17 protein-coding genes are annotated in these 15,768 nt (G+C 38.2%); all 17 read left to right on the top strand.

Annotation, left to right across the window (positions count from 1 at the left end; all coding sequences use genetic code 11):
• Positions 1 to 372 (top strand): TIGR02530 family flagellar biosynthesis protein, encoded by a 372-nt coding sequence (locus C9J37_RS06235; RefSeq protein ID WP_107894682.1) that lies wholly within the window; start codon positions 1 to 3, stop codon positions 370 to 372.
• Between the two features lie 85 nt (positions 373 to 457).
• Positions 458 to 1,405, top strand: coding sequence for a flagellar basal body rod protein FlgG (gene flgG, locus C9J37_RS06230; protein WP_107894681.1), 948 nt, complete (start codon positions 458 to 460; stop codon positions 1,403 to 1,405).
• A gap of 211 nt (positions 1,406 to 1,616) precedes the next feature.
• The gene (locus tag C9J37_RS06225; RefSeq protein WP_024362027.1) at positions 1,617 to 1,838 is read left to right on the top strand and encodes a flagellar FlbD family protein; all 222 of its coding nucleotides are present in this window, start codon (positions 1,617 to 1,619) and stop codon (positions 1,836 to 1,838) included.
• On the top strand, positions 1,828 to 2,256 hold the full coding sequence (fliL, locus tag C9J37_RS06220; RefSeq protein ID WP_069510127.1) for a flagellar basal body-associated protein FliL: 429 nt from the start codon (positions 1,828 to 1,830) through the stop codon (positions 2,254 to 2,256). The genes C9J37_RS06225 and fliL overlap by 11 nt, the downstream gene beginning before the upstream one ends.
• A gap of 33 nt (positions 2,257 to 2,289) precedes the next feature.
• Positions 2,290 to 3,285 (top strand): flagellar motor switch protein FliM, encoded by a 996-nt coding sequence (gene fliM / locus C9J37_RS06215; RefSeq protein ID WP_069510125.1) that lies wholly within the window; start codon positions 2,290 to 2,292, stop codon positions 3,283 to 3,285.
• Positions 3,278 to 4,510 carry a flagellar motor switch phosphatase FliY gene (gene fliY / locus C9J37_RS06210; RefSeq protein WP_107894680.1) on the top strand — a complete coding sequence of 411 codons (1,233 nt, stop codon included), beginning with the start codon at positions 3,278 to 3,280 and terminating at the stop codon, positions 4,508 to 4,510. Before fliM ends, fliY begins: the two co-directional genes overlap by 8 nt.
• A gap of 21 nt (positions 4,511 to 4,531) precedes the next feature.
• Complete coding sequence (locus tag C9J37_RS06205; protein ID WP_004269288.1) at positions 4,532 to 4,894, top strand: response regulator; 363 nt, start codon at positions 4,532 to 4,534, stop codon at positions 4,892 to 4,894.
• Positions 4,895 to 4,904: 10 nt separating this feature from the next.
• Positions 4,905 to 5,576, top strand: a complete 672-nt coding sequence (locus tag C9J37_RS06200; protein ID WP_235617039.1) for a flagellar biosynthetic protein FliO — start codon at positions 4,905 to 4,907, stop codon at positions 5,574 to 5,576.
• Complete coding sequence (fliP, locus tag C9J37_RS06195) at positions 5,573 to 6,238, top strand: flagellar type III secretion system pore protein FliP (protein ID WP_024362022.1); 666 nt, start codon at positions 5,573 to 5,575, stop codon at positions 6,236 to 6,238. Before C9J37_RS06200 ends, fliP begins: the two co-directional genes overlap by 4 nt.
• A 13-nt stretch (positions 6,239 to 6,251) precedes the next feature.
• Positions 6,252 to 6,521 carry a flagellar biosynthesis protein FliQ gene (gene fliQ, locus C9J37_RS06190; protein ID WP_024362021.1) on the top strand — a complete coding sequence of 90 codons (270 nt, stop codon included), beginning with the start codon at positions 6,252 to 6,254 and terminating at the stop codon, positions 6,519 to 6,521.
• A 4-nt stretch (positions 6,522 to 6,525) separates the two neighbouring features.
• The gene (gene fliR, locus C9J37_RS06185) at positions 6,526 to 7,302 is read left to right on the top strand and encodes a flagellar biosynthetic protein FliR (RefSeq protein ID WP_107894678.1); all 777 of its coding nucleotides are present in this window, start codon (positions 6,526 to 6,528) and stop codon (positions 7,300 to 7,302) included.
• A 1-nt stretch (position 7,303) separates the two neighbouring features.
• Positions 7,304 to 8,392 (top strand): flagellar biosynthesis protein FlhB, encoded by a 1,089-nt coding sequence (gene flhB, locus C9J37_RS06180; RefSeq protein ID WP_107894677.1) that lies wholly within the window; start codon positions 7,304 to 7,306, stop codon positions 8,390 to 8,392.
• Between the two features lie 24 nt (positions 8,393 to 8,416).
• Positions 8,417 to 10,450, top strand: coding sequence for a flagellar biosynthesis protein FlhA (gene flhA, locus C9J37_RS06175; RefSeq protein ID WP_107894676.1), 2,034 nt, complete (start codon positions 8,417 to 8,419; stop codon positions 10,448 to 10,450).
• Complete coding sequence (flhF, locus tag C9J37_RS06170; RefSeq protein ID WP_107894675.1) at positions 10,447 to 11,643, top strand: flagellar biosynthesis GTPase FlhF; 1,197 nt, start codon at positions 10,447 to 10,449, stop codon at positions 11,641 to 11,643. The genes flhA and flhF overlap by 4 nt, the downstream gene beginning before the upstream one ends.
• Positions 11,640 to 12,515, top strand: coding sequence for a MinD/ParA family protein (locus C9J37_RS06165; protein ID WP_024362016.1), 876 nt, complete (start codon positions 11,640 to 11,642; stop codon positions 12,513 to 12,515). The genes flhF and C9J37_RS06165 overlap by 4 nt, the downstream gene beginning before the upstream one ends.
• Positions 12,516 to 13,670, top strand: coding sequence for a protein-glutamate methylesterase/protein-glutamine glutaminase (locus tag C9J37_RS06160; protein WP_107894674.1), 1,155 nt, complete (start codon positions 12,516 to 12,518; stop codon positions 13,668 to 13,670).
• Positions 13,671 to 13,686: 16 nt separating this feature from the next.
• On the top strand, positions 13,687 to 15,753 hold the full coding sequence (locus C9J37_RS06155; protein WP_107894673.1) for a chemotaxis protein CheA: 2,067 nt from the start codon (positions 13,687 to 13,689) through the stop codon (positions 15,751 to 15,753).
• The last annotated feature ends 15 nt before the right edge of the window (positions 15,754 to 15,768 follow it).

Below are 15,768 nucleotides of genomic sequence, written 5' to 3'. Positions count from 1 at the left end.
ATGGATAAATTTTCAATTCATCGTGTCCCATTGTATCCAACTATTCGCCAAAAGCAACCTACACCTACCAATACACAGCAATCGTTTAGTGCGCATTTACATGAGGCGACGAACCAACAGGAGCTAAAAGTTAGTAAGCATGCCCATGAACGTATTAAAGAGCGTAATATCTCGATTACTGAACAGGAATGGCAGGTTGTATCTGACAAGGTATTTGAGGCACATTCAAAAGGTGTCAAACAACCATTAGTCTTGATGGATCAAGCAGCTTTAATTGTCAGTGCTAAAAATGCTACTGTTATTACAGCAATGGATCGCACGGAAGCAAAGCAACAACTGTTTACTAATATTGATGGCACAATCGTGCTTTAAGGCTGGACCTTCTTTAGTAAGGAAGCCTATGTGTTGCTGACTGACAGAGGCACACAATTCAAAAATGAAGGGAGAACGACAACTTATGTTACGTTCTATGTATTCAGGTATTTCAGGTCTTAAAAACTTCCAAACAAAGCTAGATGTTATCGGCAATAATATTGCCAATGTAAACACGTATGGATTTAAAAAAGGTCGCGTGATTTTCAAAGACATCTTATCTCAAACGAGCGGAGGTGCTTCAGCTGCAACCCCTACTCGCGGAGGTACAAACCCTTTACAAGTAGGTCTTGGTTCAACACTTGCAGCAATTGATACAGTTCACGGTTCTGGCTCACGTCAAACGACAAACCGCCCATTGGATCTTGCCATTCAAGGTGAAGGCTTCTTTATGGTAGCTGACTCTGTGACAAATACGGATGGTGTTGCAGAAAACTATACAAACGTTGTTTATACGCGTGCAGGTAACTTCTACATGGATAATGCAGGTTATTTAGTGAATGCAGAGGGGAAATATTTAGTTGGTCATGCCAATGATAAATTGTATGGAACTGACTCAACTGAAAGTAATGCAGAAGCAGATAAAAATGCAAGCCCGCTGAATGGCATAACGGAGGATTTACTTGGAGAAAACAATACATTTACTTTTGACGGTAATAACCCAATTAAAATCCCAACAACTGCAAAAGATGTAAGTATCGGTTCGGATGGAACGGTTGAATATGTGGATGCCAATGGGCATAGACAATATGCAGGTCAAATTGTTATGGTTAAATTCCCTAATGCCGGTGGTCTTGAAAAAGTAGGTAGTAACTACTTCCAAGCAACCGCTAACTCTGGAGCACCTTATGGACAAATTGCTACAGTAGCAGGTATGGGGTCAATTACGGCGGGAGCACTTGAAATGTCCAACGTAGACTTATCTGAAGAATTTACTGAAATGATTGTAGCACAGCGTGGTTTCCAAGCGAATACGCGTATTATCACTACATCGGATGAGATTCTTCAAGAATTAGTTAACTTAAAACGATAGTTTAGAAATTAGTTACTTCTAGTTTCGAAAGCTGCTATCTAATAGTTTTTAAGCCTTCGAGTATGCAATAGCCAAATAGATGCTAGTAATTTAGCAGACCTTTGGATGATGTAACAAGAGGTTATGCGTAGATGGCGTTCGAGCTATAAAACATAATTTTCAATATGAGGGAGGGTCGGGCCGGCTCTTGCGCTAGACCGGCCCTATTTCAATGATTGAACTAACACGACTAAATGGCAAAGCATTTACACTGAATGCTTTATACATAGAAACAGTCGAATCTTTCCCAGATACGACGATTACTTTAACAACAGGAACAAAAATTATTGTGTTACAGAGTGAAGATGAGGTGCGACAAAAGGCAACAGCTTTTTATAACAATATACAAGTACTATCAAACCCGCATCTACGAGGTGAAGAAGATGAAGAATAATAAAGTGTTAACGATGATTATCATCGTACTAGTGGCGATTATACTTATTGGCGTTATTGCGTTTGTATTATTTACTCAATTCAATAAGCCGGCAGCATCACTTGAACCATCAATAGACGATATTGTAGAAGCCTCTGTTGATGTTCCTGAAATTATGACCAATCTTGCTGATAAAAGGGTTGTGCGCATGACGCTAAAAATCCAAACTTCTAGCAAGGACGCTGCAGAAGAGTTAAAGAAGCGTGATTTCCAAACGAATAATTTAATTATTCAAGAGCTTTCAGAAATGGAACAAAAAGATTTAGATGGCAAGCAAGGTAAAATAATGTTTGAAAAGGCAATAAAAACACAGTTAAATGAATTGATGCAAGAGGGAGAAATTCAACAAGTATATATTACCTCCTACATCTTTCAATAAAAATTAGAAACTGCTTGAAATGGAGGTGGGCAAATGGCAGGAGATGTGTTATCCCAATCTGAGATAGATGCGTTACTTTCCGCAATCTCGACCGGAGAAATGTCAGCGGATGACATTAAAAAAGAGGACGAGGGGCGGAAGGTTAAAGTTTATGACTTTAAGCGAGCGTTGCGCTTCTCAAAAGATCAAATCCGAAGTTTGACCCGAATACATGAGAATTTTGCACGACTACTGACTACCTTCTTTTCTGCACAGTTAAGAAGCTATGTACAAATTACAGTAGCATCAGTAGACCAAATACCCTTTGAAGAGTTTGTTCGATCAATTCCGAATATGACGCTCATTAATGTGTTTGAAGTGCCACCACTTGATGGTAATATATTGATGGAAATAAACCCGAATATTGCTTATTCGATGTTAGATCGTTTAATGGGTGGTAGTGGAGCAAGTCATAGTAATGTTGATAACTTAACAGAAATTGAAACAAAAATTATGACAAATCTCTTTGAACGCTCATTCGACAATTTACGCGAAGCATGGGAAAATGTTGCTGAAATCGATCCGATTTTAGTAGAGCTTGAGGTAAATCCTCAGTTTTTACAAATGATTTCACCAAATGAAACGGTAGTCGTAATTTCATTAAATACGATTATTGGTGAGACAAGCGGTATGATTAATATTTGTATTCCGCATGTTGTTTTAGAGCCAATTGTACCAAATCTATCTGTTCGCTATTGGATGCAAACTAATACAAAAGAGATGTCACCAGAGCAAACAAAAATGCTTGAAACACGTGTTAAACAAGCTAAATTGCCTCTATCTGTTGAGTTAGGCATTAGCGACATCACCATTGAAGACTTCTTAATGATGCAAGTCGGTGATGTTATTCAATTAGAACAAAAAATTGATGATCCACTGCTGCTGAAAGTAGGTACATTGCCTAAATTCACAGTACAACCCGGAAAACAGGGTAAAAAATTAGCAATCCAGATTATCGACCCTTTGAAAGGAGGAGACGAAGATGAGTGATGAAATGCTCTCCCAAGAAGAAATTGAAGCGTTATTAAGGGGCGAAACGTTGGACGATAGAATGAACGACAGCGAAGCTTCTACAAAAGAAGAACAAAATGAGGTAAGAGTAGAGGATTACCTTGATTCGTTTGCTCAAGATGCACTCGGTGAAGTTGGCAATATATCTTTTGGTAGTTCGGCTACTGCTCTTTCTGCGTTATTAGGACAAAAAGTAGACATTACTACCCCTAGTATTTCAATGATTAACCGTAATAAGTTAGAAGAGGAATTTCCTCATCCGTATGTAGCAGTACAGGTAGAATATACGATTGGTTTAACAGGTATGAATTTACTTGTTATTAAACAATCAGATGCTGCCATTATAGCCGATTTAATGTTAGGTGGGGACGGTTTAAACCCTAAGCCTGACCTAGGTGAGATTCAGCTAAGTGCAGTACAAGAAGCGATGAATCAAATGATGGGTTCTGCGGCAACATCCATGTCGACAGTATTCAACAAAAAGGTGGATATTTCGCCACCGACAATCGATCTAATGAATATTTCTAAAAATGAAGGTCGAGACAATATTCCTGAAGACGATTTACTAGTAAAAGTTTCATTCCGACTTCGTATTGGTAATTTAATTGATTCGAACTTAATGCAATTATTGCCGCTTAAGTTTAGTCAAAATATTGTCAAATCATTATTAGGTGAAACAGAGGCGATTGCAGAGCCAGTTGCAGCTACAATTGCACCGGAAGCGCCTATTGCGCCACCACCAGTTCAACATACACCGCCACCAGCACAGCAACCGGCATATCAACAGCCAGCTGCACCAGTGCAACAGCCGATGTATCAAGAGCAACCACCAATGTATCAAGAACAACAACAAATTCATATGCAACAAAGACCAGTTCAACCTGTAAATGTTCAGCAAGCACAGTTTGCTAGCTTTGATCCAAATGTAATCTCTCAATCTGAGGCTAGAAATTTAAATATGCTACTTGATATTCCATTGCAAGTTACTGTAGAGTTAGGACGTACGAAACGTTCTGTTAAAGAGATTTTAGAACTAGCTAGTGGATCGATTATAGAATTAGATAAATTAGCAGGGGAACCAGTTGATATTCTAGTAAATAGTCGTCTAATTGCCAAAGGCGAAGTTGTTGTTATTGACGAAAACTTCGGTGTCCGCATTACAGATGTTTTAAGTCAGGCAGAGCGTTTAAATAATTTAAGATAGTTTCAATTGGAGGAGTTAACCATGTCTAAAAGAATTTTGATTGTAGACGATGCTGCATTTATGCGCATGATGATCAAGGATATTTTATCCAAAAACGGATTTGAAGTTGTAGGGGAAGCTGCCGATGGTCTACAGGCTGTTGAAAAATACAACGAGTTAAAGCCAGATTTAGTAACAATGGATATTACAATGCCTGAAATGGATGGTATTGCGGCTCTTAAAGCGATTAAAGGTACTGATCCAAGCGCAACAGTAATCATGTGTTCAGCAATGGGACAACAAGCGATGGTAATCGATGCAATTCAAGCGGGCGCGAAAGACTTCATTGTTAAGCCTTTCCAAGCTGATCGTGTAATTGAAGCGATTCAAAAAGCACTAGGATGATTTCATGCAAATGTTAAAATCATTTCGTGTAACGATGATTTTCGCATTTCTTGTAACCTTCCTATTTGTGTACCCACCAACAGTTTCTGTTCATGCAGATACCGATACAAATAGTATTGAGTATTGTATGAAAAAACCAGAGGAATGTAAGGATAATTCAGACCCAGCTGCGAAAGAAGATACAGTTGTTTCAGCAGCTGGAGATGTTTCTGCATGGGAATACATAAAAATGGTTTTGGCGCTTATTTTTGTTGTAGCTTTATTTTATGGGTTGATGAAGTTTTTAAATAAAAGAAATTTAACTTTTCAACGAAATCAAATGGTACAAAATTTAGGCGGTTTATCGTTAGGGGCACAAAAGTCTGTTCAACTGTTGCAAATAGGTAAAACGATTTATTTGGTTGGTGTCGGTGAAGATGTCCAACTGATTCGAGAAATTACCGATCCGCAAGAAGTTGAAGAGCTGTTAGCGCTCTATAACGAAAAACAGGAATTTGCGGCAACATCACCTTATATAGCAGAAGTAATTTCTAAGTTTAAGAGAAAAAATAAACAAAATTCATCAACAAGCACACAACAAGATTCGTTTGGTGAACTTTTTGAAAAAAAAATCTCTGAAATTAAACAGGAGCGTAGTGAAGAATTAGAGAGATGGAAGCAAAAGGAGAATGATGATAAATGAATGATATAGTCAATTATTTTTCCAACAGCGACCCAACCAATGTCTCAACTTCTATTAAGCTCCTTTTATTATTAACTGTATTGTCACTTGCCCCGAGCATTTTAATTTTAATGACATCATTTGCGCGGATTGTCATTGTGCTCTCATTTGTACGTACAGCGTTGGCGACACAACAAATGCCTCCTAATCAGGTTATTGTTGGACTTGCCTTATTTTTAACCTTCTTTATCATGGCACCTACATTTCAAGAGGTCAATAAAGAGGCATTACAGCCACTATTTGCTGAAGAAATTGGGCTAGAAGAAGCATATGAGAAGGCAAGTGTGCCGTTTAAAGAGTTTATGAGTAAGCATACAAGGCAAAAAGATTTAGATTTGTTTTTACAATATAATAAGGCAGAAAAGCCAGCATCTGTAGAGGAAATTCCACTTACTATGCTAGTACCTGCTTTCGCACTCAGTGAGATTAAAACCGCTTTCCAAATTGGTTTTATGATATTTATTCCATTCCTTGTAATCGATATGATTGTCGCAAGTACATTAATGTCGATGGGGATGATGATGTTACCACCGGTTATGATTTCATTGCCGTTTAAGATTTTATTATTTGTACTCGTCGATGGCTGGTACCTCGTAATGAAATCATTACTACAAAGTTTTTAGGGGATGATACAGTATGACAGGTGAAATGGTTATTTCAATAGCAGAGCGTGCCATTATGATTATCCTTCTAACAAGCGGACCGCTATTATTAGTTGCTTTAATCTCTGGTTTAGCGGTAAGTATATTTCAAGCAACAACTTCGATTCAAGAGCAAACGTTAGCATTCGTTCCAAAAATCGTCGCAGTATTAGTGGCCATCGTTTTCTTTGGTCCGTGGATGTTATCACAAGTTACGAGCTATGCGAGAGACATTTTTGAGAATTTAACGCGTTATATAGGGTGAGTACATGAATGAACTAGTCCCTCAAATAACGGTATTCTTATTAGTACTAGTGCGCGTAACAGCTTTTTTTGTTACGGTACCTTTCTTTTCATATAGGACGATTCCGCAGAAAGTACGAATTTCCCTCGCACTCGTTTTAGCTTGGATGATGTATTATACAATAGACGTAGAGCCATTTCTTTTTAATGGTGATTACATACTTTTAGTGATGAAAGAAGCTGTTATTGGATTGTTGTTAGGTCTAATAGGCTATATCATCATGTCGGCAATTCAAATTGCCGGAAGCTTTATCGATTTCCAAATGGGATTTGCCATTGCCAATATTATCGACCCACAAACAGGGGCGCAAAGTCCATTAATCGGTCAATTTTTCAATACATTGGCGTTGCTGTTTTTATTGGCAATTGATGGCCATCATATGATTCTAGATGGAATTTTCTATAGCTATCAGTTTTTACCTATAGATCAGGGATTTCCTAATTTCGCGCAAGATGATTATATCCAGTTTGTCATGACAACATTTACTGCCGTCTTTGCCATTGCGTTTCAAATGGCAGCACCTGTTGTAGCAACGTTGTTTTTAGTGGATTTAGCACTTGGTATAACGGCAAAAACGGTGCCACAATTAAATATCTTTGTGGTTGGTTTTCCAATTAAAATTGGTGTCAGTTTTTTAGTGCTCTTCACAATGATGGCGGTTATGATACAAGTCATTCAAAAGTTGATTACGATTATGATTTACGGAATGCGCGATTTAATGGCGATATTAGGTGGTGGATAAGATGTTGCTACTACTGGATTTAGATTTACAGTTTTTTGCAGGTGAAAAAACGGAAAAGGCGACACCTAAAAAACGACAAGATGCTAGAAAAAAAGGGCAGGTCGTTAAGAGTCAGGACATATCCAGTGCGATTGTGATGCTCATGGTGTTTATCTTTCTATTATTCTTTGCAGGATCATTGCGAGACGATCTGTTAGCTTTTTTTAGGCAAACATTTATCCATAACGTACGTGTAGAAACACTTACGATTGACAGTGTAATGCATCTATTTACCGAAACATTAGTACAAATGGCTTATGTCATTGTTCCAATAATGGCAATTGCGTTTGTAGGAGCCTTAGCAGGTAATTTTCTACAATTTGGTTTCTTATTCACATTAGAGCCGATGAAATTTGATTTAAAAAAGATGGATCCAATTAAAGGCTTAAAAAAAATCTTTTCTGTAAAAGCCATTGTTGAGCTTATAAAGTCAATCTTAAAGATTTCCTTTATTGGTGGAGTAACAACAATTATCATATGGTCAAATTTACATGAAGTTTTAGCACTATCATTTAAAAGTCCGTGGGTGACCCTTGTTACAGTTGGTAAACTTGTTGGCATTATGGGTATCGCGGCTTCTCTTGTGTTACTGTGTGTATCCTTATTGGACTGGATGTATCAAAAACATGAGTATGAAAAAAATCTAAAAATGTCTAAGCAAGATATTAAAGATGAATATAAAAATAGTGAGGGTGACCCGCTGATTAAATCAAAAATCAAGCAACGTCAGCGTGAAATGGCAATGCGTCGAATGATGTCAGAAGTGCCAAATGCTGATGTCGTAATCACTAACCCAACTCACTATGCGATCGCTCTAAAGTATGATGAGGACAGTATGGATGCCCCTCGTGTAGTGGCGAAGGGGACAGACTTTGTCGCTCAAAAAATTAAACTGATTGCGAAAGAACATGATGTCATAATGGTAGAAAACAGACCATTAGCCAGAGCCATGTATGATCAGGTAGAAATAGGCGATCAAGTACCAGAACAATTTTTCAAAGCAATAGCAGAAGTACTCGCTTATGTTTATCGTATTAAGCGGAAAATTTAAAGCTTTTATGTAGGAGGGACACAAATGAAGGTTCGCGATATAGGGGTTTTAGGTGCGGTTATTTTAATCGTTGCGATGCTCATCATCCCTCTTCCTCCGTGGATGCTAAGTTTCTTAATCGTCATTAATATTACGTTAGGATTAATAGTACTTTTAACAGCAATGAGTATGAAGGAAGCGTTAGATTTCTCTATTTTCCCTTCCGTTATTCTTCTGTTAACCCTGTTTCGGCTTGGATTAAGTGTTTCCACAACGCGTGCAATTTTAGCAAATGGAGATGCTGGATCGGTTGTTGAAACCTTTGGGGATTTCGTAGTTGGCGGAAATGTTCTCGTAGGTTTAGTAGTGTTTTTAATTCTTGTATTGATTCAGTTTATCGTTATTACAAAAGGGGCGGAACGTGTTGCAGAAGTAGCTGCTCGTTTCACACTCGATGCGATGCCCGGTAAACAAATGAGTATTGATGCTGATTTAAACGCAGGTGTAATATCTGAGCGAGAAGCACGTGAACGACGTGATAAAGTTTCGGGTGAAGCGGATTTCTATGGAGCGATGGATGGTGCTACGAAATTCGTAAAAGGGGATGCAATCGCCTCAATGGTAATGGTAATTATCAACTTATTATTTGGTATTATCATCGGTGTTGTGCAAATGGGCTTACCATTTGCGGAAGCAGCAACCCATTTCTCAAAGCTAACGGTTGGTGATGGTATTGTATCACAAATCCCTGCGCTTCTTATTTCAACAGCAACAGGGATTGTAGTAACACGCGCATCCTCTAAAGGAAGTCTAGGAGAAGATATTACAGGACAACTATTCGCTCAAGCAAAGCTTCTTTATGTTGCTGGGGGTACTATTATTTTACTTGGTTTGTTCACGCCAATTCCTAACTGGGTAACGTTACCAATTGGTATTTCACTTGTTGCAGGTGCTTACATGATGGAACGTAAGAAACCAGAGGATGAGGAAGAATTACTTGAAATTGAGGAAGAAGTGGCAACAGACGGCATGAAGAGCCCTGAAAATGTTGTGAATTTATTAAATGTGGACCCAATTGAATTTGAATTTGGCTATGGCTTAATTCCGCTAGTAGATGCAGCCCAAGGTGGGGACTTATTGGATCGCGTTATCATGATTCGACGCCAACTAGCATTGGAACTAGGGATTGTCATTCCAGTTGTTCGTATTCGTGATAATATTCAACTTCAGCCAAATGAATACCGCATAAAAATTAAAGGTAATGAAATGGCTCGTGGGGAGCTTCTACTCGATCATTATTTAGCGATGAGCCCTGGAGATGATGATTCAATCGAGGGTATTGATACTGTTGAACCGTCATTTGGTCTTCCTGCAAAATGGATTACAGAGCAAGTGAAAGAGGACGCTGAGATGTCTGGTTATACAGTTGTTGATCCACCGAGTGTTGTGTCAACACACCTAACAGAAATGATTCGAGCAAATGCGCATGAATTATTAGGACGTCAGGAAACGAAACAATTAATTGATCATTTACGTGAAACACATCCAATTTTAGTTGAAGAATTAACACCTGCACCATTATCTACAGGAGAAATCCAAAAAGTACTGGGCAAGCTTCTTCGAGAAAATGTTTCTGTACGTAACTTGCCAATTATTTTCGAAACATTAGCAGACTATGCAAAATTAACAAGTGATACCGATATATTAACAGAGTATGTTCGTCAGTCATTAGCTCGTCAAATTACCTCTCAATATGTAGGAGACAGCTCATCATTGAAAGTCATTACTGTATCGGGTAAAGTAGAGAAAATGATTGCAGATAGCATTCAGCAAACGGATCACGGCAATTATTTAGCAATGGATCCTCAAGATTCTCAAACGGTGCTAGAGACCATTGCATCAGAGGTAGAGCGTGTGTCCTTTATGGAACAATCTGCTATTATTTTGTGCTCTCCAGCAGTTCGTATGTATTTACGTCAGCTGACAGAACGCTATTTCCCACAGATTCCGGTATTATCTTATAATGAACTTGATGCTTCTATTGAAATTCAAAGTGTTGGGGTGGTGAATGTTGAATGAAAATGAAAAAATATAATGCATCTTCCATACCAGAAGCAATGAAGCTTGTACGTGCTGATTTAGGCGATGACGCTGTCATTTTGAATTCAAAAGTAGTCGTAACAAAGAAACTTTTTGGGCTTGTAAAAAAGAAGAGTTTTGAGGTAGTTGCAGGGATTGACACGATGGAGCCAAGCAGTACGGCTCCAACACCTGCAAGTATGCCTATGATTCCTGCTAAAAAAGAAAATGCTAGTTTACTAGAGATTACAAATGCTGTGCAAGCTAAAATTCAACATGCTCAGCCTAAGCAAGAAATAACTTTGCAGGATGAATCAGGTATGTCTGAAGAACTGAGGAAGGAAATTGCTGATTTAAAATCGTTAATGCAATCAATGCACAAGAAGGCTACCCAAGCTCAATATCCCGATGAACTCTTATCCTTCATTGAATACTTAAGACAGCAAGAGCTAAATGAGGAGCTCATCACAACGATTGGTGATGAGCTTTTTGCGCATTTCAACGAAGCTTCAGAAATCAATTTTTCACAATGCAAGCTAATTACAAAAAACTTGTTGCGTAAAAAACTAGAAGGCTTGCCGATTGCAGGCCTATCCTATGAACGGAAATATATTAATGTGCTAGGACCAACGGGTGTCGGCAAGACAACGACAATTGCCAAGATGGCAGCGCGAGCAGTTCTAGAGAAAAAGAAAAAAATAGGCTTTATTACTACAGATACATACCGAATTGCTGCCATTGAGCAGTTAAAAACGTATGCTGGCCTATTACAAGCACCTGTTGAAATTGCTTATAATTCAACAGATTACGAGCAAGCTGTGCAACGATTGTCCCATTTAGATTTAGTCTTTATCGATACTGCTGGCCGCAATTATAAGGAAGCAAAATATGTAGACGATTTACAACGCCTTATTCAGTTTGATGATCAAGCTGAATCCTTTCTAGTACTTGCTATGACGGCAAAAGAAAGGGATATGACCAATATTATTGAGCAATTTAAAAGTGTGCCAATTGAAAAATTTATTTTTACAAAGATCGATGAAACAAATTCTATTGGCACAATGATTAATTTAATGATTAAATATAATAAAGGACTTGCTTACTATACCAATGGTCAAGAAGTACCAGAAGATATTGAAGAAGCTGATTTAGAAGCAGTGCTTAATATGTTTTTCCAAGGTGAAGAAAAATGAGAGATCAAGCAGAAACATTACGCTTGAAAATGCTGAAGCGGCAAGGTGAATTAGGTAAAACAATTGCCGTTGTAAGCGGTAAGGGTGGAGTTGGTAAGAGTAACTTTTCAATGAACTTTGCAATTAATTTAGCGAGTAAGGACAAAAAAGTAGCAATTGTAGATATGGATATTGGGATGGGGAATATCAATATATTAATTGGAAAAAATGTTTCTTATAGTTTAAAAGATTACTTAGAAGGAAATAAATCACTAGATGAGGTAATATTTGAAGGGCCACATGGTTTACAATGTATAGCTGGTGGCTCTGGCATGTCGAGTGTGCTGGAATGGTCGGAGGCAATGTTTGAAAGACTGATTCATGCTTTTGAACAACTCCAAAAAAACTTCGACTATATCCTATTTGATATGGGAGCAGGCGCGACAAAATGGTCACTAGAGTTATTAACATCTATTGATGAAATTATAGTTATTACAACAGCTGAACCAACCTCTATTACAGATGCCTATTCAATGATGAAATATATTCACGTTCGCGATATGGATAAGCAATTTTATTTACTTTGTAATCGTGCTTTTTCTAAAGAAGAAGGTATCGAAACGATTGAACGTTTAAAGCTTACGATGAAACGTTTTCTAGACAAAGAGGTTATAGTATTAGGCTCCTTACCTGAGGACCCTGTTGTGCGTAATGCTGTGCGCGAGCAAGTGCCATTTTCAATCGCATATCCAGAAGCACTTATTTCTAAAACACTTCAACTGATAGTGGCTCGGTTTATGGAACAACGTATGGAGGAAGTGCATGCACATGAACAGTCAGCAAGTAAATTCTTATCTAAACTTAGAAGTATTTTTTCGAAAGGGCGTGATTAATTGGACTTTGTACATAAAAGCAAGCTTTTAGTCGTTGATGATTCTGCTTTTATGAGAAAGCTAATTAGTGACTTTTTTGTTGGAAACTCGAGGGTTGAAGTAGTTGGAACAGCACGAAATGGAAAAGATGCGATTAAGAAAATCCAAACATTAAAACCAACAGTCGTGACAATGGATATTGAAATGCCTGAAATGAATGGACTCGATGCATTAAATGAAATTATGACAATTTGTCCAGTGCCTGTCGTCATGCTTTCGAGTACAACCCAGCGAGGGGCTGAAAATGCACTAACTGCGATCGAGTATGGAGCAGTTGATTTTGTTGCGAAACCTAGCGGAACAATTTCTCTTGATTTACATAAAATCCAATCTGAACTTGTCTATAAAGTAGAACAAGCTTCGTTGGTACCTATTTCTAAATTGAAAAAACCATCAATTAGCAAAAGACAACAAGAACCAATTGTATCGCCTACTTCAATAAGAAAAGAATTGTCGAAAGAACGTAAAGTCATGCCTCCAGTCAATGTGAACGCAACAGGCACGAATGTCACTAAGGGAAATATTGAATGGAGTAAAGCGAGTAAAAAAATTGTGTTGATTGGTACATCTACTGGTGGGCCGCGTGCACTACAAGAAGTAATTACTAAAATTCCAAAAACAATTCAAGCGCCAATTCTTATTGTTCAACATATGCCAGCGGGCTTTACAAAATCGCTGGCTTCCCGCTTAGACCAATTGAGCGAGATTACGGTAAAAGAAGCAGAGCAAGGCGATATTTTACAAAATGGCGTGGCCTATATCGCGCCTGGAGGATACCATTTAAGGTTAAGAAAAGTTGGTACCTCATTTGGCATCGTGCTAGATAATCACGAACCACCACGTTCTGGTCATCGCCCATCTGTAGATGTGATGTTTGAAGATGTAAGTCAATTTAAAGATTTTGATAAGGTAGCAGTCATTATGACGGGTATGGGCTATGATGGTTCGAAGGGACTGAAAGCATTAAAAAATACCGGAAATGTGGTCGCTATTGCAGAGTCAGCTGAAACTTGCATAGTGTATGGTATGCCGAAAGCTGCGGTGGAAACGCAGCTTGTCGATGAAGTCGCTGATGTAGATGATATTGCACAAACAATTATGAAATATTTGCCTTAAAAGGGGTGTCCTCTTAATGGAAGTCAATCAATATTTAGAGATGTTTATCGAAGAAAGTAAAGAGCATTTACAAGCTTGTAGTGAGCATTTATTAGAGCTAGAAAAAAACCCAGATGATTTGGCTATCGTTGGAGAAATTTTCCGTTCTGCTCATACATTAAAAGGTATGTCAGCGACTATGGGCTTCGAAGACTTAGCAGATTTAACGCATAAAATGGAAAATGTCCTTGATGCAATTCGAAATGAAAAAATTCATGTGTCACCAGAAATTTTAGATATTGTATTTGAATCTGTGGATCATTTAGAAGAAATGGTCATGGATATTGCTAATGGCGGAGACGGTAAAAGAGATGTTTCTTCCACTGTCGCACAGTTAAAGCGCATTGAATCTGGTGAGGAAGCTCTTCCAGAAGTAGTAGCAACTGTAGCTACACCTGAAGTACCAAGCGTATTAGAATATGACGGCTTCGAGCAAACAGTTATAACGCAATCTGCGGAACAAGGATTTAATGCTTTTGAAATTTCAGTAAGACTGCGTGAAGATTGTCTATTAAAAGCAGCACGTGTATTTATGGTATTCGAGATTCTTGAAAAAGATGGGGACGTTATTAAATCAACGCCATCTGTTGAGAAGCTTGAAGATGAACAATTCGATCAACAATTTTATGTAGCGTTCGTAACAAAAGAATCTGCAGAAGATATGCAGAAGAAGTTAATGAAGGTTTCTGAAGTTGATGAAGTAAGTGTTGCAAAGATTAATCAAGAGCAATTCAGTGAAAAACAATATGAAGCAAATGAAGAGGTAGCGGCTACAGCAACGGCTACAGCAACAACACCAGTAGAGATAGTAGATACACCAGTTGAAGCTCCAGCTAAGCCTGCACCAGCAAAATCAACACCTGCTAAAGCAGATAAAAGTCATGCACCTGTAGGAAACAAAACAATTCGTGTAAATATCGAACGTCTGGATATTTTAATGAATCTCTTTGAGGAGCTTGTGATTGATCGTGGACGTTTACAATCCATTGCAACTGAAGTCAATCATGGGGAGTTAAACGAAACTGTTGAACGAATGAGCCGTGTTATGGGTGACCTACAAACGATTATTTTAACAATGCGAATGGTCCCAGTGGAAACAGTATTCAACCGCTTCCCTAAAATGATTCGTCAGTTATCTCGTGATCTTAATAAGAAAATAAACCTTGAGATTATTGGCGCAGAAACAGAGCTTGATCGAACAGTAATCGATGAAATTGGAGATCCACTCGTTCACTTAATCCGTAACTCTGTCGATCACGGTATTGAAAACCCTACTACACGCCGTGCAAAAGGAAAGCCAGAAGAGGGCACAGTAGTGTTACGTGCTTATCACAGTGGTAACTACGTCTTTATCGAAATTGAAGATGATGGAGCGGGTATTAATCGTGAAAAAGTGTTGGCAAAAGCGATTTCAAAAGGAGTTGTTACGCGTGAACAATCTCTTGCCATGTCAGACAATCAAATTAATGAGCTCATTTTAGCTTCTGGTTTCTCAACGGCAGATGTTATTTCAGATGTATCAGGTCGTGGTGTAGGGCTAGACGTTGTCAAAACAACGATTGAATCGTTAGGTGGAAACATTTCGATTGAATCTACACAAGATGTAGGCTCTATTTTCTCCATCCAATTGCCATTAACATTATCTATTATTTCGGTAATGCTTGTGGAAATAGAAAAAGAAATTTATGCGATACCACTATCATCAATTATTGAAACTTCGATTATCCGTTCATCAGATATTATGAATGCGCATAACCAAAAGGTGATTGACTTCCGTGGTAAAGTGGTTCCACTTGTATTCCTAGAAGAAATCTTCGAAGTACCTCGTAAAGAGCTACAAGATGATGAATTCCATTCAGTAGTAATTGTTCGTAAAGGCGAGAAACTTGCTGGTTTAGTTGTAGATTCATTCATTGGCCAACAAGAAATTGTACTGAAATCATTAGGAAACTACTTAACGAATATCTTTGCAATTTCAGGTGCAACAATTTTAGGAAATGGTAAAGTAGCCCTAATTGTGGATTGCAATGCACTTATAAAATAAGGTGAATGAATAAGA

Source organism: Lysinibacillus mangiferihumi (assembly GCF_003049665.1).
GTDB classification, from domain to species: domain Bacteria; phylum Bacillota; class Bacilli; order Bacillales_A; family Planococcaceae; genus Lysinibacillus; species Lysinibacillus mangiferihumi.
This window is presented reverse-complemented; position numbering and strand designations above follow the sequence as displayed.

Coding starts and splice junctions, on each gene's coding strand:
- C9J37_RS06235 (WP_107894682.1), top strand. CDS start 1: ATGGATAAATTTTCAATTCATCGTGTCCCATTGTATCCAACTATTCGC.
- flgG (WP_107894681.1), top strand. CDS start 458: ATGTTACGTTCTATGTATTCAGGTATTTCAGGTCTTAAAAACTTCCAA.
- C9J37_RS06225 (WP_024362027.1), top strand. CDS start 1,617: ATGATTGAACTAACACGACTAAATGGCAAAGCATTTACACTGAATGCT.
- fliL (WP_069510127.1), top strand. CDS start 1,828: ATGAAGAATAATAAAGTGTTAACGATGATTATCATCGTACTAGTGGCG.
- fliM (WP_069510125.1), top strand. CDS start 2,290: ATGGCAGGAGATGTGTTATCCCAATCTGAGATAGATGCGTTACTTTCC.
- fliY (WP_107894680.1), top strand. CDS start 3,278: ATGAGTGATGAAATGCTCTCCCAAGAAGAAATTGAAGCGTTATTAAGG.
- C9J37_RS06205 (WP_004269288.1), top strand. CDS start 4,532: ATGTCTAAAAGAATTTTGATTGTAGACGATGCTGCATTTATGCGCATG.
- C9J37_RS06200 (WP_235617039.1), top strand. CDS start 4,905: ATGTTAAAATCATTTCGTGTAACGATGATTTTCGCATTTCTTGTAACC.
- fliP (WP_024362022.1), top strand. CDS start 5,573: ATGAATGATATAGTCAATTATTTTTCCAACAGCGACCCAACCAATGTC.
- fliQ (WP_024362021.1), top strand. CDS start 6,252: ATGACAGGTGAAATGGTTATTTCAATAGCAGAGCGTGCCATTATGATT.
- fliR (WP_107894678.1), top strand. CDS start 6,526: ATGAATGAACTAGTCCCTCAAATAACGGTATTCTTATTAGTACTAGTG.
- flhB (WP_107894677.1), top strand. CDS start 7,304: ATGTTGCTACTACTGGATTTAGATTTACAGTTTTTTGCAGGTGAAAAA.
- flhA (WP_107894676.1), top strand. CDS start 8,417: ATGAAGGTTCGCGATATAGGGGTTTTAGGTGCGGTTATTTTAATCGTT.
- flhF (WP_107894675.1), top strand. CDS start 10,447: ATGAAAATGAAAAAATATAATGCATCTTCCATACCAGAAGCAATGAAG.
- C9J37_RS06165 (WP_024362016.1), top strand. CDS start 11,640: ATGAGAGATCAAGCAGAAACATTACGCTTGAAAATGCTGAAGCGGCAA.
- C9J37_RS06155 (WP_107894673.1), top strand. CDS start 13,687: ATGGAAGTCAATCAATATTTAGAGATGTTTATCGAAGAAAGTAAAGAG.